This is a genomic window from Micromonospora sp. NPDC005298, assembly GCF_040607375.1.
Lineage (GTDB): Bacteria > Actinomycetota > Actinomycetes > Mycobacteriales > Micromonosporaceae > Micromonospora.
Genome location: NZ_JBEXGP010000001.1, coordinates 328347 through 345403, shown reverse-complemented (window position 1 = coordinate 345403; position 17057 = coordinate 328347). Strand labels below are relative to the sequence as shown.

18 protein-coding genes are annotated in these 17057 nt (G+C 71.2%); 4 read left to right on the top strand and 14 right to left on the bottom strand.

Going from position 1 to position 17057, the window contains the following annotated elements; genetic code table 11:
- Window positions 1-7 precede the first annotated feature (7 nt).
- The 9 genes from pyrE to ABZS77_RS01665 all read right to left on the bottom strand — a co-directional run bounded on the left by pyrE (window position 8) and on the right by ABZS77_RS01665 (window position 8518).
- On the bottom strand, window positions 8-547 hold the full coding sequence (gene pyrE, locus ABZS77_RS01705; protein ID WP_354815544.1) for an orotate phosphoribosyltransferase: 540 nt from the start codon (window positions 545-547) through the stop codon (window positions 8-10).
- Window positions 548-714: 167 nt separating this feature from the next.
- Window positions 715-1524 (bottom strand): SDR family oxidoreductase, encoded by an 810-nt coding sequence (locus ABZS77_RS01700; protein ID WP_354815541.1) that lies wholly within the window; start codon window positions 1522-1524, stop codon window positions 715-717.
- Window positions 1525-1533: 9 nt separating this feature from the next.
- Window positions 1534-2184, bottom strand: coding sequence for a hypothetical protein (locus tag ABZS77_RS01695; protein ID WP_354815539.1), 651 nt, complete (start codon window positions 2182-2184; stop codon window positions 1534-1536).
- Between the two features lie 72 nt (window positions 2185-2256).
- The gene (locus ABZS77_RS01690) at window positions 2257-2988 is read right to left on the bottom strand and encodes a hypothetical protein (RefSeq protein WP_354815536.1); all 732 of its coding nucleotides are present in this window, start codon (window positions 2986-2988) and stop codon (window positions 2257-2259) included.
- Window positions 2989-3126: 138 nt separating this feature from the next.
- A complete protein-coding gene (locus ABZS77_RS01685; protein ID WP_354817077.1) occupies window positions 3127-3648 on the bottom strand; it encodes a DUF4178 domain-containing protein in 522 nt (173 codons plus the stop codon).
- Between the two features lie 142 nt (window positions 3649-3790).
- Entirely contained in the window at window positions 3791-4639 is an 849-nt protein-coding gene (locus ABZS77_RS01680; RefSeq protein WP_354815533.1) for a hypothetical protein, read from the bottom strand.
- 69 nt (window positions 4640-4708) lie between these two features.
- Window positions 4709-5089 (bottom strand): hypothetical protein, encoded by a 381-nt coding sequence (locus tag ABZS77_RS01675; protein WP_354815530.1) that lies wholly within the window; start codon window positions 5087-5089, stop codon window positions 4709-4711.
- Window positions 5090-5196: 107 nt separating this feature from the next.
- On the bottom strand, window positions 5197-7788 hold the full coding sequence (gene clpB / locus ABZS77_RS01670) for an ATP-dependent chaperone ClpB (RefSeq protein WP_354815527.1): 2592 nt from the start codon (window positions 7786-7788) through the stop codon (window positions 5197-5199).
- 85 nt (window positions 7789-7873) lie between these two features.
- Complete coding sequence (locus ABZS77_RS01665; RefSeq protein ID WP_354815524.1) at window positions 7874-8518, bottom strand: helix-turn-helix domain-containing protein; 645 nt, start codon at window positions 8516-8518, stop codon at window positions 7874-7876.
- Between the two features lie 85 nt (window positions 8519-8603).
- On the opposite strand from ABZS77_RS01665, the gene ABZS77_RS01660 reads away from it, so the two are divergent.
- From ABZS77_RS01660 to ABZS77_RS01645, 4 genes are all read left to right on the top strand, one after another.
- On the top strand, window positions 8604-9740 hold the full coding sequence (locus tag ABZS77_RS01660; RefSeq protein ID WP_354815521.1) for an epoxide hydrolase family protein: 1137 nt from the start codon (window positions 8604-8606) through the stop codon (window positions 9738-9740).
- A 53-nt stretch (window positions 9741-9793) separates the two neighbouring features.
- Complete coding sequence (locus ABZS77_RS01655; protein WP_354815518.1) at window positions 9794-10294, top strand: TrkA C-terminal domain-containing protein; 501 nt, start codon at window positions 9794-9796, stop codon at window positions 10292-10294.
- A gap of 5 nt (window positions 10295-10299) precedes the next feature.
- Window positions 10300-11511 (top strand): cation:proton antiporter, encoded by a 1212-nt coding sequence (locus ABZS77_RS01650; protein WP_354815515.1) that lies wholly within the window; start codon window positions 10300-10302, stop codon window positions 11509-11511.
- Window positions 11512-11654: 143 nt separating this feature from the next.
- On the top strand, window positions 11655-12086 hold the full coding sequence (locus ABZS77_RS01645; RefSeq protein WP_354815512.1) for a hypothetical protein: 432 nt from the start codon (window positions 11655-11657) through the stop codon (window positions 12084-12086).
- Window positions 12087-12178: 92 nt separating this feature from the next.
- Here the strand turns inward: ABZS77_RS01645 and ABZS77_RS01640 are convergent, their stop codons facing one another.
- From ABZS77_RS01640 to dnaK, 5 genes are all read right to left on the bottom strand, one after another.
- On the bottom strand, window positions 12179-12373 hold the full coding sequence (locus ABZS77_RS01640; RefSeq protein ID WP_354815509.1) for a hypothetical protein: 195 nt from the start codon (window positions 12371-12373) through the stop codon (window positions 12179-12181).
- 128 nt (window positions 12374-12501) lie between these two features.
- The gene (locus ABZS77_RS01635) at window positions 12502-12942 is read right to left on the bottom strand and encodes a helix-turn-helix transcriptional regulator (RefSeq protein ID WP_030332087.1); all 441 of its coding nucleotides are present in this window, start codon (window positions 12940-12942) and stop codon (window positions 12502-12504) included.
- A gap of 30 nt (window positions 12943-12972) precedes the next feature.
- Window positions 12973-14160: a molecular chaperone DnaJ gene (gene dnaJ / locus ABZS77_RS01630; protein WP_354815506.1), complete on the bottom strand. Its 1188-nt coding sequence runs from the start codon at window positions 14158-14160 to the stop codon at window positions 12973-12975.
- Between the two features lie 85 nt (window positions 14161-14245).
- Window positions 14246-15004 carry a nucleotide exchange factor GrpE gene (grpE, locus tag ABZS77_RS01625; protein WP_354815503.1) on the bottom strand — a complete coding sequence of 253 codons (759 nt, stop codon included), beginning with the start codon at window positions 15002-15004 and terminating at the stop codon, window positions 14246-14248.
- Between the two features lie 47 nt (window positions 15005-15051).
- Complete coding sequence (dnaK, locus tag ABZS77_RS01620; RefSeq protein WP_354815500.1) at window positions 15052-16920, bottom strand: molecular chaperone DnaK; 1869 nt, start codon at window positions 16918-16920, stop codon at window positions 15052-15054.
- Between the last annotated feature and the right edge of the window lie 137 nt (window positions 16921-17057).

The window sequence follows — 17057 nt, the reverse complement described above, 5'->3', positions numbered from 1 at the left end:
CAAACTTTTACGCCACAAGGCCGAGGTCAGCCAACGTAAAGGCCGCCCGGTACGGCAATCCGGCGGCTCGCACCGCGTCGCCGGCGCCTCGATCAACAATAACCGCCACGCCCACGACTTCCGCTCCGGCCTCACGAAGCGCCTCGACCGCGGTCAACACACTTCCGCCCGTCGTGGACGTGTCCTCCACCGCCAACACGCGGCGGCCGGCCACCTCCGGTCCCTCGATCCGCCGCTGCAGACCGTGCGCCTTGCCCGCCTTGCGCACCACAAAGGCGTCCAGGGCGCGACCGGCCGGAGCGGCGGCGTGCAGCATCGAGAGCGCGACAGGGTCCGCGCCCAGGGTGAGCCCGCCGACGGCGTCGTACTCCCAATCGGCGGTGAGGTCGAGCAGCACCCGACCGACCAACGGAGCGGCCTGGTGATGGAGCGTGACACGTCGCAGATCGACGTACCAGTCTGCCTCGCGCCCCGAGGACAGCACGACCCGTCCGTGCACCACAGCCAGGTCGGTAATGAATTTACGCAGGTCGTCGTGGTCCCCCATGGCGATAGAGGTTACTGCGCAAGTCTGGACGCCGTGTGAACGGCCCACCCCGGTCAGGCCGGCGAGGCACCGATGGTTGGCGATGTACAACTACGCTGAGCGACCGGCCCGGTTGCGGCGCGCCAACGTTGTCTGGGCGACGCCGGGGGGTGGACGACCGCGGCGGCTCAGCGTTCGTCGCGACCGATCCGGCCGCGGGTGTCCCGTGAGACCACCTGGAGCAGCCGCCGCGGCGCGTGGCGCAGACCGGCGACGGCCACCTTGTACTTCCAGGCGGGAACGCTTACCAACTTGCCTTTGCCCAGGTCACGCAGGGCTTCGGCGACCACATCCTCGGCCTTCAGCCACATCCACTCGGGTGTCTTCGACATGTTGATGCCGGCCCGCTCGTGGAATTCGGTGCGGGTGTAACCGGGGCAGAGTGCCATCACCCGCACGTCGAACGGCCGTGCCGACTGGCCTACGGACTCACTGAAGTTGGTGACCCACGCCTTGCTGGCCGAGTAGGTCGATCCGGGCATCACCGCGCCGAATCCTGCAACCGAAGAGACATTTATCACTGCCCCATCGCGCCGTTCGGTCATCGGTTTCAGCGCCGCGAGGGTCAACCGCATCACAGCGTGCACGTTGAGTCGCAGCAGGCGTGCCTCATCCTCCGCCGTGGAGCGCAGGAACGGCTTGTTCAGGCTGATGCCGGCGTTGTTGACCAGCAGGTGCACCGGGCTGCCACCGCTCAGTCGCTGTTCGACTGTGGCGCAGCCGTCGTCGGTGGACAGGTCGGCGGACAGCGTCTCCACCTCGCGGCCGTGCCGGGAACCCAACTCGGCCGCCAGCTCGGCCAGCCGGCCCGCGTCCCGGGCGACCAGCACCAGGTGCCAACCGTCGGAGGCGAGCCGTCGAGCGAACGCCGCACCGATGCCTGCGGTCGCGCCGGTGACCAGGGCCCGTCGCTCGGCGGTCGCGGGGTCGAGCGTCACGGGCGGTCCTCACCTGGGCGGATAGGAAGGCGGCGGCTGGTGCGGGGTGGGCGGAAACCCGGGCGGAGCGGACGGCACGGGCGGCGTCGACGGGCGGCGGCGACCGAACCAGGCGTTCGCCGCCGGCAGTGCCAGCAACGTAGCTACCACAAGGTAACCGAGGCCCTGCCCCACGGAAAGCCCGGCGTTGACGGGAATCCACCACGACGGGTACGCGTCCGCGGTCAGGCCCAGCAACTCGGCGGTGGCCCGTTCGCCGTCACCCAGCCGCAGCGGCGCGGCGCGCTCACCGACGAGCACGGCCACGCTGCAACAACCGGCGAGCAGGCCGAGCCCGCAGACGACCCAGGTGGCCGTCCGGACGCCGCGCCGACCGGCCAGCAGCCCGAACGCCAGACCGGCGAGCAGGATCGCGGAGAACGCCGCCACCACCGCCGTCAGCACCACGGACAACCGCAGCAGCGTCACGACCTCGTCGATCTGCTGCGGACTCGCCGACGTGTCCCGGGCGGCCGAGCGGAACGCGTCGACCGTCCGCCCCAGCACCGCCAGGTCGACGACGGCGTACGCGAGCGCCGCCACCGCCATCACCAGCAGCACCGCAGTGGCCAGCAGGACGACGGCGGGCCGTCGGGCCGGTGCCGATTCGGGGTACGACACGACGAATCCCTCCGGTAGGCATCGGGTTGCAACCTACTCGGAGGGATCGTCGGCGTCGTGCTTATCGAGCCGTCAACTCGACGGCGGGGTCGTGCCGGGGCGGTCGGTCGGCGGAGTGTCGTCCGGCCGGTCCGCGCCGGACGGCGGGTTGCCCGGCTGCGCCGGTCCCGACGTCGACGGGTAGCCCGGCTCGCCGGTCGACGGGTAGCCCGGCTGACCGGACTGCCCGGGAGCCTGCGGGTAACCCGGGTAGCTGGCACCCGGGGTCGGCGGCTCCCAGCCGGCGGCGGGCTTGCGGAAGAACTCGTTGGCCTTCGGCAGCGCCAGCAGGATCAGCGCCGCGAGCAGTGCGAGCAGGCTGACCACGCCGAGCAGCAGGCTGACCGGGGTGACCCAGCCCGGCACGGCCTCCTCGATGCGGCGCTGCACCTCCTCGCCGCTCGGGCCACCGGCGGTGTCCCCACCGCTGGTGAAGCTGCCGGCCGCGCCACTGATGAGGCCGCCACCCGTGCAGCAGATCATGATGCCGCCGACGATCCAGGTGGTGATCCGGGAACCGTTACGGCCCTGGTTGTTGAACAGGGCCAGCACACCCAACACGATCGCGAGCAACAGCAGCAGAATGCCGCTCCCGATACCGATGGCGAAGAAGACGTCCGCCACCTGGTCGGGATTCTGGATGGAACTGCCCTCGTACGCGTCGCGGATCGCGTCCCGCGTCTTACCGATGGTGGCGAGCGTGATGATCAGACTGATCACCTGGCACGCGAGGAACAGGAAAAGCAGGTAACTGGAAATCGTCACGACGGATGGCCGCTGACGGCCCGGCGTGCTCTGGGTATCGACCACGATTCTCCTTCCCTAAGATCGCGCCCACACCGTATCGACAACCGGCCAGTCAGGCATGCCGTCGCGGGTCGGCGCGTCCCCGCCCGAGCGGGCTCAGCGCCCCTCGGCGCCGGGTCGGATCGCCAGCTCGGCGGGGTCGAGCAGGTCGCCCCGGGCCACCCGCCAGCCCTCCTCGCCGTACGCCTCGAAGGAGAGCCGCGCGGCACCGCCGGCCTGGTAGTCGTGGTAGCGCATCGTTCCGGCCGACGGCAGGTCGGTCTCCCCGATCGCGGTGTAGCGGGCCTGCCCGGTCTCGGACCAGGTGTAGCGCCGACCGTCGAGGTCGATCGTCGGCGCGCCCGGGGTGACTGTCGCGCCGGGCTCGGCGGTCCAGAGCACCAGCTCCAGTTCGGGGCCGTCCTCCACGGAGAGCCGGCGTCGACCGCCGGACCCGTCGTCGAGCAGGTGCTGCACCCAGCTCCAGTCCCCCTCGACGAGGCGGATGGTGCCGCTGACGACGTACTCCCGTTGGCGGATCCGCACGCGGTCGCCAATGGTCAGACGGTGCGGGCCGCCGCTCGGCGCCTCGGCCGGCGGTCCGCCGGACCGGGCCGTGGCCGCCCGGCGGGCACGCACGACGACCAGGACCGCCGCGAGCACACCGCCCGCCACCAGGGACGTCACCAGCGCGTCCACCCGACCACCTCCCCAGGTACGTCGGCGCAGACGGTAACAACCTTCGGCACCCGCGCGGCCCGTGCTGTGGCCGACAGCTCAGCTAGCGGGTCTCGTCGGGGGCGTCGTCCGGCGCCACGGTCGATGGTCCGGCGGTCGAGCCCGGGGTGAGGTGTGCGGCCGGGTCGGGGCAGATGAGGTAGCCGGGCGGGACGGGCTGACCCGGCAGGAGGAGCGGCACGCCCGGACCGGGCGCCACCAACGGAACGGCCGGATACCCGTAGGCGTAGCTGGGAACGGGCACCGGCCAGGCCGTCTTGGCGGAGGGCCCGTCGGGGGGCGCGGTCGCCGGCACGAACCAGCGGTTCGCGGGCGGCAGCGCCAGCAGCAGGACCACGGCCGCGGTGAGCGTCAGGACGGTGAGCACGCCCAGCCCCGCCGCCGGGAAGAACAGATCGTCCCAGGGGTCGGTGCCGGCGTAGAGCGTGTCGTAGAACGTGGAGGTCTCCCACTCCCCGTCCCACTCCGCCGGTGGCTCCCCCTGCGTCTCGGCGGTGGTCAGCAGGGGCACCAGGAACCCGCCGGAGCAGCACTGCGCGAAGCAGACCAGCAGTTGCGTGCCACCGGCGACGAAGACCAGGATGCGCGCGACGTTGCCGCCCCGTCGGACCGGCGCGGCGGTCACCGCCAGCCACACCGCGAGCAGCACCGCCGGTACGCCGAAGATCAGCGCCATGGCGACGTTGCCCTGCCGTTCCCCGGCCACCTCGGCCGGGTCGGCGTCCGGCACCAGCCGCACCGCGCGGTCGATCTGCCCGTCGAAGTGCACCGCCTCGACAGCCGTCAGCGCGGCCAGGCCGAGCAGGGTCAGCACCACGGCGAGTTGCAGCCAGAAGGCGATGGTCACGGTGGCGGGGCGCGGCGGACGGGTCGGGGTGGCGGGCGGACTCATGGCTCGCAACGTACGGCGGGTCGTCAGCCGCCGGCAGGACCGATCGGACAGCGCCGACCGGCGAATGGATCATGCTGCGGCGAGGCGCTGGGTGGCGTAGTTCCCGAGGGTGTCGCGGCCCATCACGCAGCCGACGAACGTGGTGAACTCGGTCGGGTCGTCCCGCAGCGACTCCCACGCCGCTCGGGCCGCCGCCGGGTCGAGCTGTTCCAGCAGCGTGGCCGCGTACGCCCGGCCTGCGGGTGTGCCGTCGGCCAGCACCCGGTCGAGCTGCCGGCGTACCTCATCGGGGTGGTCGGCGAGCGCGGCCTCGACCCGGTGGTACGCCTCGGTCACCGGCAGCAGCGTGTTGGCGATGCCGACGCCGCCGAAGGCGAGCGTGTCAGCCGACACCAACTTGTCGACGTCCGCACCGAGGTCCCGCTCCCACGCTTTCCGCATCCCGAACATGCCCTCATCCTTTCCCCGTCCGCCCACTTCTCACCCTGTTGATCAAGAGGTTTGCGTCAGGGGATGACGTCCCGGCGACGCAAACCTCTTGATCAACGCGACCCCGATCAGGCCGGGGTCACCGTCAGGGTGTTGGTGGCCGGGTCCAGGTCGGTCTTCACCGTGTCGCCGTCGCGGACCTGGCCGGACAGGAGGGCCTTCGCCAACTGGTCTCCGATCGCGGTCTGGACCAGGCGACGCAGCGGGCGGGCACCGTAGATCGGGTCGTAGCCGTGCTCGGCCAGCCACTGACGCGCGGACTCGGTGATGTCCAACGCCAGTCGGCGATCCGCCAGACGCCTGCGCATCCGGTCCAGCTGGATGTCGACGATGGACCGTAGGTCGTCCCCCCGCAGCGAGGCGAAGACCACGATGTCGTCCAGCCGGTTGAGGAACTCGGGCTTGAAGTGCGACCGGACCACGGCCAGCACACCCTCCCGGCGCTGCTCGTCGGCGAGCGTCAGGTCGCTGATCACCGACGACCCGAGGTTGGACGTGAGGATCAGGATCGCGTTGCGGAAGTCCACCGTGCGGCCCTGACCGTCGGTGAGCCGACCGTCGTCGAGCACCTGGAGCAGCACGTCGAACACATCCGGGTGCGCCTTCTCCACCTCGTCCAGCAGGATCACCGAGTACGGGCGGCGGCGCACCGCCTCGGTGAGCTGACCACCCTCCTCGTAGCCGACGTAGCCGGGCGGGGCGCCCACCAGGCGGGCCACCGAGTGCTTCTCGCCGTACTCGCTCATGTCGATACGGACCATCGCCCGCTCGTCGTCGAAGAGGAACTCGGCGAGCGCCTTCGCCAGCTCGGTCTTGCCCACACCGGTCGGACCGAGGAAGAGGAAGCTGCCCGTCGGCCGGTCCGGGTCGGCGACACCCGCCCGCGCCCGGCGTACGGCGTCGGAGACCGCGCCCACCGCCTCGGCCTGGCCGACCACCCGGCTGCCGAGCGACTCCTCCATCCGCAGCAGCTTGGCCGTCTCGCCCTCCAGCAGCCGTCCCGCCGGGATGCCCGTCCAGGAGGCGACGACTGCGGCGATGTCGTCCGCGCCGACCTCCTCCTTGAGCATCGCGCCGTCGGCCTGGAGTCGGGCCAGCTCCTCGGCGGCCTGCGTCAGCTCCACCTTCAGGGCGGGGATGCGGCCGTAGCGCAGCTCGGCGGCGCGCTCCAGCTCGCCGTCGCGCTCGGCCCGCTCGGCCTCGCCGCCGAGGCGCTCCAACTCCTCCTTGGCGGTGGAGAGCTTGGTGATGTGGCTCTTCTCGGTCTGCCAGCGCTCGGAGAGCACGGTGAGCTGTTCGCGCTTGTCGGCCAGCTCCTTGCGCAGCCGCTGGAGCCGCTCGGCGGAGGCCGCGTCCGGCTCCTTGGCCAGCGCCATCTCCTCGATCTCCAGCCGGCGGACCGCCCGCTCGATCTCGTCGACCTCCACCGGCCGGGAGTCGATTTCCATCCGGAGCCGGGACGCGGACTCGTCGACGAGGTCGATCGCCTTGTCCGGCAGGAACCGGTCGGTGATGTACCGGTCGGAGAGGGTGGCGGCGGCGACCAGTGCGGCGTCGGTGATCCGTACGCCGTGGTGCACCTCGTAGCGCTCCTTGAGCCCTCGCAGGATGCCGATGGTGTCCTCGATGGTCGGCTCGCCGACCAGCACCGGCTGGAAGCGCCGCTCCAGCGCCGGGTCCTTCTCGATGTGCTCGCGGTACTCGTCGAGCGTGGTGGCGCCGACCATCCGCAGCTCACCGCGGGCGAGCATCGGCTTGAGCATGTTGCCGGCGTCCATCGAGCCCTCGCCCTTGCCGGCGCCGACGACCGTGTGCAGCTCGTCGAGGAACGTGATGACCTGCCCGTCGGAGTTCTTGATCTCCTCTAGGACGGACTTGAGCCGCTCCTCGAACTGGCCCCGGTACTGGGCGCCGGCGACCATCGCGCCGAGGTCCAGTGAGACCAGCTTCTTGTCGCGCAGCGACTCGGGGACGTCGCCGGCGACGATCCGCTGGGCGAGACCCTCGACGATCGCGGTCTTCCCGACGCCGGGTTCGCCGATCAGCACGGGGTTGTTCTTGGTACGGCGGGAGAGCACCTGGATGACCCGGCGGATCTCCGAATCCCGGCCGATGACCGGGTCGATCTTGCCGTCGCGGGCACTGGCGGTGAGGTCGACGCCGTACTTGGTGAGGGCCTGGTAGGTCTGCTCCGGGTCGGCGGTGGTGACCCGCCGGTCCCCGCCCCGAACGGTCGGGAAGGCGGCGACCAGGGCCTCCTCGGTGGCGCCTGCGGTCTTCAGCGCGCCGGACACCGCGCCACCCACCCGGGCCAGGCCGGCGAGCAGGTGCTCGGTGGACGTGTACTCGTCGCCCAGCGGGCGGGCGATCTGCTCGGCGGCGCCGATGGCGTTGACGAACTCGCGGGCCAGTGTGGGCTCGGCGATGCTGGAGCCGCGGGCCGCCGGCAGGGCGTCGACCGCGCGCTGGGCGGCGCGGCGCAGCTCGGCGGGGTCGGCCCCGACGGCGCGCAGCAGGCCGGCGGCGGTCGAGCCGTCGGTGTCGAGCAGGGACAGCAGCAGGTGCCAGGGCTCCACTGTGGCGTGGCCACGCTGGTTGGCCAGTGCTACGGCACCGGTGATGGTCTCGCGGCTCTTGGTGGTGAGTCTTTCCGTGTTCATGGGCTCCCCCGGATCGGCGTTGTCCACTCGGTTGGACGCAACCAGAGTTGAGCGTATTCCACTCAACCTTAGCGTGTGACCGCCGTCACGTCCGCTGTCGCCACCGCCAGTCGAACTCCCCGGCCGCCGGGGGCGGGCCGGGCAGCGGGTCGGTGTCCGGCATCGTCGACAGGCCGGCCAGCAACACCGCGAGCTGCCGGCGGCGCAGCTCACGGGTCCGCCGCACATCGGGTACGCGTACCGCCGCACACGCCTCCAGCAGGAGCCCCAGGTCCTGCGGCACCACGTCGGGGCGCAGCCGGCCGCTGGCACGTGCCCGTTCGACGAGCGCGGTGGCCAACTCGCCGGCGCGTACCGCATCCCGACCCATCTCCTCGGTCGGCGCGAAGGTGCCGGCCAGGTGGACGGTGAGCGAGTGCACGTCGGCGTCGACGATCCGGGCGAGGAATCCGGTGAACGCCGCCCAGTCGTCCGGCTCGACCAGCGCCTCCTCGGCCTCGGCCAGGTAGCGGCGCAGTCCGTCGTGGCAGAGCTGGCGCAGCAGGTCCTCCTTGCCCGCGTACCGCCGATAGAGGGCGCTGATGCCGACGCCCGCGCGTTCGGCGACGGCGGCGATCGGGGCCTTCGGATCGTCGAGGAAGACGGCGCGCGCGGCTTCGAGGATCACCTCGTCGTTGCGGGCGGCCTGCGCGCGGCGGCCGGCCAGCGCGTTGCGGGGGGTCGTCGGCATGGCTCCACAGTAACAGTGGAACGGATCGTTCCGGTCTGCTAGCGTGATATCAGAACGAAACATTCCGTTCCGAAGGAGCCCTCGCATGACCGGCACCGCGATCCGCCCGTTCCGCGTCGAGATCCCGCAGACCGCCCTCGACGACCTGGCCACCCGACTGGCCCGCACCATCTGGCCCGCCGACCTGCCGGCGGCCGGCGACGCGTACGGGATGCGCAACGACCGCGTCCGCGCCCTCGCCGACCGGTGGCGGGACGGGTTCGACTGGCGCGCCGTCGAAGCCCGGCTGAACGACCACCCGCAGTTCGTCACCGAGATCGACGGCGAGCAGATCCACTTCCTGCACGTCCGGTCGTCCCGCCCGGACGCCACCCCGCTGGTGCTCACCCACGGCTGGCCCGGCTCGGTGCTGGAGTACCTCGACGTGATCGCCCCGCTCACCGAGCCGACCGACCCGGCCGCACCGGCCTTCCACCTGGTCGTCCCGTCGCTGCCCGGCTTCGGGTTCTCCGGCCCGACCCGCAGCGCCGGCTGGAACCGGCACCGCACGGCCCGCGCCTGGGCCGAGCTGATGAACCGGCTGGGGTACGACAGCTACGGTGCGGTCGGCAACGACGCGGGCTCGATGATCGCGCCCGAGGTGGGCCGGATCGACCGGGCACACGTCCTCGGCGTACACGTCACCCAGCTCTTCTCGTTCCCCTCCGGCGATCCGGCCGAGTTCGCCGGGCTGTCCGAGGCGGACCAGGCGGCGCTCGGGCACCTCCAGTGGTTCTACGAGAACAAGTTCTCCTTCAACCAGGTGCACAGCCAGCAGCCCCAGACCCTCGCGTTCGGGTTGGCGGACTCGCCCGTCGGGCTGCTGGCCTGGAACGCCCAACTCTTCGACGAGAGTTTGGACGCCGACTTCGTCCTCGCCAACGTGGCGGTCTACTGGTTCACCGGCACGGCCGCCTCGGCGATCCGGTTCTACTGGGAGGACGCCCACGCCGAGGAGCCGCCGACCGAACCCACCACGGTCCCGACGGCGGTGGCCATGTTCCCCGGCGACTTCCAGTCGATCCGCCGCTTCGCCGAGCGGGACCACGCCAACATCGTCCGCTGGACGGCGTACACGGCCGACGTCGACGGACGCGGCGACGTCGGCGGCCACTACGCCGCGCACCAGGCCACCGACGTCCTGGTTGACGACATCCGCGAGTTCTTCGCCAGCCTCCGCTGACGCCTGCTCCCACCAAGATCTGCAGTCTTCTCACTTAGCGGTAGCCTTGGTGGGTGCGAGTACGTGTCGAGCAGACCGCCTTACCCGGGATCGGGGTACGTCACGATCTGGTGACGGAGTCCGGACGTCGCCTGGGCGTCGTCTCCCACCGCAATGGGCGCCGTGATCTCGTCTTCTACGATCCCGACGACCCCGACTCCTGCCAGGCGGACATCCCGCTGACCGACGACGAGGCGGAGGCGCTGGCCGACATCCTCGGCGCGTCGCTGATGCTCGGTCAGCTCTCCGGGCTCCGCGAGCAGGCCGCAGGTCTGCTCACCGAGCAGATCGCCATCACGGCAGGGTCGCGGTACGTCAACCGGCAGCTCAGCGAGACCAAGGCGCGTACCCGCACCAGCGCCTCCATCGTGGCGGTGCTGCGCGACGGCGAGGTCATCGTCTCGCCGCTTCCCTCGTTCCGCTTCGCGGCCGGCGACGTGGTGGTCGTCGTGGGGACCCGCAGGGGTCTCGACGGCGTCTCCGCCATCCTCGCCGACAGTGACCCGGACGGCTGAGGCGGATGCACGATTCCACCACACTGCTCGTCGAAGTCGGCGCGCTGCTCCTCCTGCTCGGTGTCCTCGGTCGGCTCAGCCGTCGCGTCGGCCTCTCGCCCATCCCGCTCTATCTCCTGGCCGGGCTCGCGTTCGGGCACGGTGGGCTGCTCCCGCTTGCCGCGAGCGAGGAGTTCTTCGCGGTCGGCGCCGAGATCGGCGTCATCCTCCTGCTGGTGATGCTCGGCCTGGAGTACTCGGCGAACGAACTTGTCGGCAACCTCCGGTCGGCGGCCCCGGCGGGGCTGATCGACGGCGTGTTCAACGCGTTGCCCGGCGCGGCGTTCGCACTGCTGCTCGGCTGGGACTGGGTGGCCGCCCTGGTACTCGGCGGCATCACCTGGGTCTCCTCCTCCGGGGTGATCGCGAAGGTCCTCGCCGACCTGGGTCGACTCGGTAACCGGGAAACCCCGGTCATCCTCTCGGTCCTGGTGATCGAGGACCTGGCGATGGCGCTCTACCTGCCGCTGGTCACCGCCGTGCTGGCCGGGACCGGTCTGCTCGGCGGTGGCATCGCACTCACCGTCGCGGTGGGCACGGTGCTGATCGTGCTGGTGGTCGCCATCCGGTACGGCCACCTGATCTCGTCCGCGCTGTCGGCGAAGGATCCGGAGGCGCTGCTGCTCGGCGTCCTCGGGCTGACCCTGCTGATCGCCGGCATCGCGGCGAAGCTCCAGGTGTCCGCGGCGGTCGGCGCGTTCCTGGTCGGCATCGCGCTCTCCGGCCCGGTGGCGCACCACGCCACCGAACTGCTGTCCCCCCTGCGGGACCTGTTCGCCGCGGTGTTCTTCGTCTTCTTCGGCCTGGTCACCGACCCACGGGACATCCCGCCGGTGCTGCTGCCGGCGCTCGCCCTGGCCATCGTCACCATGGCGACGAAGACGCTCACCGGTTACCTGGCGGCCCGGCGGGTCGGCATCGCCGAACCCGGTCGGTGGCGCGCCGGCCTGGCCCTCGTACCCCGTGGTGAGTTCTCCATCGTCATCGCCGGGCTGGCGGTCGCCGCCGGCAGCGTCGAGCCGCGGCTGGCGGCGCTGGCCACGGCGTACGTCCTCATCACCGTGGTGACCGGGCCGATGCTGGCCCGACTGCCCGACTTCCCGTGGTTCAAGCGGTGGCTGCGCACCCGCGCGGCGGCGGCGGCCCAACGGTCGCTGCCGGTTCCGATCCCCGACTGACACCGTTCCGGCCAACGGTTGCTGAATTGCGCCGCACGGGGACTACCGCAGCACCCTGCGGCGGGTTACCGTTTCGCCCCAGCAGCCAGCGTTCGCGGGTGGGCAGGTGTGCCCACCCGCGGGCGAGAGCGGAAGGTTGGCCGGTGAGCGTGCAGGAGTCGACGTTCCACGGCTTCGCCAACCCCGTCGATCCGACTCCGGCGGAGTTGCGAGCTTGGGCGTACCAGCCCGATTCGGTGCCGTTGGCTTCCATGCCACCGGACTGGGACCTCCTGGTCTCCGGTGACCGGCTGGTACTGACGCTCTTCGAATTGGCGATGGACCCGACCTGCCCGGCCCGGCGCTTCGCGCTGCACTGCCTCTACATCTACGCGGCCGACGGCATCCGGACGAACTTCCGCGCCCACCCCAAGCGTCGCTTCCGCAAGCTCGTGGAGCAGGCCGAACGGGACGGCGACGAGCTGATGAGGATCTGGGCGCACAACGGTCGTGTGCTGCTGGCCCGCCCGGATCTCTTCGTCTACCGGGACTGGTGTGAGGGCGGCCTGGTCCGCGAGAACCGCCGCCTCGGCTGACCTGGTCGCCGCCTGCGCTCCGCGCGGGCGACGCCGCCGACGCGAACGGGCCGGGACCCCCCGTGGGTCCCGGCCCGCACGTCGGTCACCGGTCAGTCCCGCTTCCGTTCGGTCTCGGCTCGGGCCTGGTCGACGCCGTGGTCGGTCTGGTCGGCGAACCGTCCCTCTTTGATCCGGTCCCGGAAGCTTCCCTCGGTGACCTTGTCGAACTTCTCGCGGACGGTGTCGGCCAGGTGCTCCAACCGTTCCTCGGCCTGTTGGGCGACCTTCTTGGCCGGCTCCGCCACTGCTCCCCCTCGCCATGCCGGTAGGTCCGAATTAAGCCGGTTGAACCTGTATCGACAGGCTAACGGAAGCGGCCCGGCCCGCGCCGGGAAATCGGGGCGCGGGCCGGGCCGGGAAGGCGAAGAGAAGATCAGCGGTCGGGCGTGCGGCGGGGTCTCCAGACCACCAGAGCGGTGGAAGTGCGGTTGGTGGGCACCAGATCCCGGCCCGGGAAACGGGCCAGCGACTCCAGCTCGGCCACCCGGCGGTACGCGGCGTCCAGCTCCGCCTCCAGCCGGGCCACCCGCTGCTGCGCCTGCTCCAGCAGCCGTTCCAGCCCGATGATCCGTTTGACACCGGCCAGGTTGATCCCGTCGTCCTGACTGAGCCGCTGCACCTCGCGCAGCAGCACCACGTCACGCACGCTGTACCGACGCCCGCCGCCGGCCGCCCGACCGGGCTGCACCAGCCCCAGCCGGTCGTACTGGCGCAGGGTCTGCGGATGCATCCCCGCCATCCGTGCCGCGACCGAGATCATCAGCACCTTGGCCTCGTAGGCAGGGTCACCCGAACCGAGGAACTCGCCCGACATGCCACTCACCTCCGCGTCCATCCCACCGGACTAACCGACCCGACGCACCCGCGCGTCGAGATGCTCCCGCGCAGCCGGCGGGCTCTGCTCGGCGAACGCCTCCAGCGCCGCCCGCGCCTCGTCGGACAACCGGGACGGGACCACCACGTCCAACGTGACCAGCAGGTCACCGGCCTGCCCGTCGCGGCGCACCACACCCTTGCCCCGGGCCCGCAGCACCCGGCCGCTCGGCGTACCCGGCGGCACCCGCAGGGTCACCGCGCCGTCGAGCGTGGGCACCCGCAGATCCGTGCCGAGCACGGCCTCCACGAAGGTCACCGGCACGGTCAGCGTCAGATCGTCACCGGTACGCCCGAACAGCTCGTCCGGCCTGACCTTGACGTGCACGAACAGGTCTCCGGCCGGACCGCCGCGCTCGCCCGGCTCACCCCGCCCGGCCAGCCGGATGCGTTGACCGTCGGCCACCCCGGCCGGGAAGCGCACGTTCATCGTGCGGGTCTTGGTGACCCCGCCGCTGCCCTGGCACTCGGGGCACTTCTCCTCGACCACCGTGCCGACGCCCTGGCAGTTGCGGCACGGCTCGGAGAAGCTGAACGACCCCTGGTTGCGGTTCGTCACCCCGGCGCCGTGGCAGACCGGGCAGGTACGCGGCTGGGTGCCGGGCTTGGCGCCGTTGCCGTGGCAGGTGTCGCAGACACCCGGGGCGCGCAACGTCAGGGGCAGGGTCACGCCGCGTACCGCGTCGTCGAAGTCGAGCGCCACCTCCGTCTCGACGTCCCGACCGCGGGCCGGGCCGCGGGGCGCGGCCTGCCCGGCGCCCTGCCCACCGGAGAAGATCGAACTGAACAGGTCCTGGAAGCCGGCACCGCCGAAGCGACGGTCACCACCTCCGGCGGCAGCACCGCCGAAGAGGTCGGAGACGTCGAACGGCACGCCGCCCGGCTGGCCGCCGCCCCGGGCGTTGCGCCGGAAGGCGCCCGACCCGAACAGCGAACGCATCTCGTCGTACTCCCGGCGGCGGCCGGCGTCCGAGAGCACGTTGTACGCCTCGGACGCGGCCTTGAACCGCTCCTCGGCCTTGGCGTCGCCCGGGTTGTGGTCCGGGTGCGACTCCCGCGCCACCTTGCGGTACGCCTTCTTGATGTCATCCGCGGAGGCGGCCTTGTCCACGCCGAGCACGGCGTAGAAGTCCTTCTCGAGCCAGTCCTTCGAACTCACCGGTCCACCCCCTTCCAACAGTCGTGGCCCGGCCGTCCCGCCCACCGTCGCGCGGCGGGCGGGACGGCCCGGTCACCGTCTGGCACTATTCCGGATCCGCGACCGCGACCAGCGCGGGGCGCAGCAGCCGCTCACCGAGCTGGTAGCCGCGTCGCATGACCTGCACGCAGGTCGGCTCGCTGACCTCGGCCGAGGTCTGGTGCGCGACCGCCTCGTGCCGGGTCGGGTCGAACGGGTCGCCCTGCTCGCCGAAGGCGTTCAGACCGAACTTGCCGAGCGCGGTGGTGAGCTGTTCCGCCACCGTGCCGAACGGTCCGACCAGGTCGCCGTGTTCCCGTGCCCGGTCCAGGTCGTCCAGGATCGGCAGCAACGCGGCCAGCACCGAGCCGGTCGCCTGCTCCTGCACCAGGCTGCGGTCCCGGTCGACCCGCTTGCGGTAGTTGGCGTACTCCGCCGACACCCGCTGCAGGTCCCGGGTCCGCTCGTCCAGCTCGGCCCGGAGCGCCTCCAGCTCGGCGCCGAGCGAGGTGCCGGGGGCACCGCCGTCCGCCGGCTTCGCCGGGGCGTCCACCACCGGCGGGCCGGACGGCTCCGGACCGTCGGTGGAGTTCACCTCGACCTCGATCTCGTCGACGACGATCTCGGCGTCCTCGACCAGGCCCTCGGCGGGTACGTCACTCCCCGCGTCGGCGGCCGCGCCCTCCGGCTCCGTCGCGTCGCTGATCTTGCGGTTGTTGCGGATGACGACCCGCTCCTCGGCGCCGGTGCTCGACTCCGTGGGCGCGGAGCCACCCGGCGTCGACCCGGTGCCGTCCGGGTCGGCGGCTCGTGGCTTCTGCGTCATGCGGCTACCTCATCCCTTCGCCGTGGATACGTGTCGGAGGCCGAAAGTCACTTCTTGCCGTCCTCGTCCACGATCTCCGCGTCGACCACGTCGTCGCCGCCACCGGCAGCCCCGGCCTGCGGACCGGTCGCACCGGTCGCACCCGGGCCGGTCTCGCCGCCCGGCTGCTGGCCCTGCTCGGCCTGCTGGGCGTAGAGCAGAGAACCGGCCTGCTGGGAGACCTGAGCCAGCCGCTCGTGCGCCGACTTGATCTTCTCGATGTCCTGACCGCCGAGGGCGCCGCGCAGCTCGCCGAGCGCCTCGTTGAGCTGCTCCCGGTTCTCGGTGGGCAGCTTGTCGCCGCTCTCGGCGAGGAACTTCTCGGTCTGCCACTGGAGCGCCTCGGCCACGTTGCGGGTCTCGGCGTCGTCGCGGCGGCGCTTATCCTCCTCCGCGTGCTCCTCGGCGTCCCGGCGCATCCGCTCGATGTCGTCCTTCGGCAGCGAGGAGCCGCCGGTGATCGTCATCTTCTGTTCCTTGCCGGTGCCCAGGTCCTTGGCGTGCACGTTGACGATGCCGTTGGCGTCGATGTCGAACGCGACCTCGATCTGCGGCACGCCACGCGGCGCCGGCGGGAGGCCGGTCAGCTCGAAGGTGCCGAGCTTCTTGTTGTAGGCCGCGATCTCCCGCTCACCCTGGAACACCTGGATCAGCACCGACGGCTGGTTGTCGTCAGCCGTGGTGAAGACCTCGGAGCGCTTGGTCGGGATCGTGGTGTTGCGCTCGATCAGCTTGGTGAAGATGCCGCCCTTGGTCTCGATGCCCAGGCTCAGCGGGGTCACGTCGAGCAGCAGGACGTCCTTGACCTCACCCTTGAGCACACCGGCCTGGAGGGCGGCGCCGACGGCGACGACCTCGTCCGGGTTGACGCCCTTGTTGGGGTCGCGTCCGGTGAGCTGCTTGACCAGGTCGGTCACGGCGGGCATCCGGGTCGAGCCACCGACGAGGATGACGTGCTCGACGTCGGAGATCTTGATCCCGGCGTCCTTCACGGCCTGCTCGAACGGGCCCTTGCAGCGGTCCAGCAGGTCCTGCGTCATGCGCTGGAACTCGGCGCGGCTCAGCGTCACGTCGAGGTGCAGCGGGCCGGCCGAGCCGGCCGTGATGTACGGCAGGTTGATGTTGGTGGTGGTGGCGGCGGACAGCTCGATCTTGGCCTTCTCGGCGGCCTCACGAAGCCGCTGCAGGGCCATCTTGTCCTGACCGAGGTCGATGCCGTGCTCACCGCGGAACGTCTTGACCAGGTGGTCGATGATCCGCTGGTCCCAGTCGTCGCCACCGAGGTGGTTGTCACCGCTCGTCGACTTGACCTCGATGACGCCCTCGGCCAGCTCCAGCAGCGACACGTCGAAGGTGCCGCCGCCGAGGTCGAAGACCAGGACGGTCTGCTCCTTGGAGCCCTTGTCCAGCCCGTACGCCAGGGCGGCGGCGGTCGGCTCGTTGACGATCCGCAGCACGTTGAAGCCGGCGATCTCACCGGCCTCCTTGGTGGCCTGGCGCTGGCTGTCGTTGAAGTAGGCCGGAACGGTGATCACCGCATCGGTGATCTGCTCGCCCAGGTACGCCTCGGCGTCCCGCTTGAGCTTCATCAGGGTCCGGGCCGAGATCTCCTGCGGGGTGTACTTCTTGCCGTCGATGTCGACGGACCAGTTCGTGCCGACCTCGCGCTTGACCGAGCGGATCGTCCGGTCCGGGTTGGTCACCGCCTGGCGCTTGGCGACCTCACCAACGAGCACCTCGCCGTTACGGGCGAACGCGACGATCGACGGGGTCGTCCGCGAGCCCTCAGCGTTGGCGATGACGGTGGGCTCACCGCCCTCGAGAACGCTGACGCAGGAGTTCGTCGTGCCGAGGTCGATACCGACCGCACGTGCCATCTTCGCTTCCTCGCTTCGTAAGGTTGTGCAGGTGACGGGCACCGCCCGCGCTGCCTGGCGGGCACCGCCCGCAGCGGGCCCCACCACAAGTTGAGTGAACTTGACTCAATAGTGCCACGCCCCGGCGAATCGTCAAG

Coding starts and splice junctions, on each gene's coding strand:
- ABZS77_RS01635 (WP_030332087.1), bottom strand. CDS start 12,942: ATGTCGGGCGAGTTCCTCGGTTCGGGTGACCCTGCCTACGAGGCCAAG.
- grpE (WP_354815503.1), bottom strand. CDS start 15,004: ATGACGCAGAAGCCACGAGCCGCCGACCCGGACGGCACCGGGTCGACG.
- ABZS77_RS01675 (WP_354815530.1), bottom strand. CDS start 5,089: ATGTTCGGGATGCGGAAAGCGTGGGAGCGGGACCTCGGTGCGGACGTC.
- dnaK (WP_354815500.1), bottom strand. CDS start 16,920: ATGGCACGTGCGGTCGGTATCGACCTCGGCACGACGAACTCCTGCGTC.
- clpB (WP_354815527.1), bottom strand. CDS start 7,788: ATGAACACGGAAAGACTCACCACCAAGAGCCGCGAGACCATCACCGGT.
- ABZS77_RS01680 (WP_354815533.1), bottom strand. CDS start 4,639: ATGAGTCCGCCCGCCACCCCGACCCGTCCGCCGCGCCCCGCCACCGTG.
- pyrE (WP_354815544.1), bottom strand. CDS start 547: ATGGGGGACCACGACGACCTGCGTAAATTCATTACCGACCTGGCTGTG.
- ABZS77_RS01665 (WP_354815524.1), bottom strand. CDS start 8,518: ATGCCGACGACCCCCCGCAACGCGCTGGCCGGCCGCCGCGCGCAGGCC.
- ABZS77_RS01660 (WP_354815521.1), top strand. CDS start 8,604: ATGACCGGCACCGCGATCCGCCCGTTCCGCGTCGAGATCCCGCAGACC.
- ABZS77_RS01650 (WP_354815515.1), top strand. CDS start 10,300: ATGCACGATTCCACCACACTGCTCGTCGAAGTCGGCGCGCTGCTCCTC.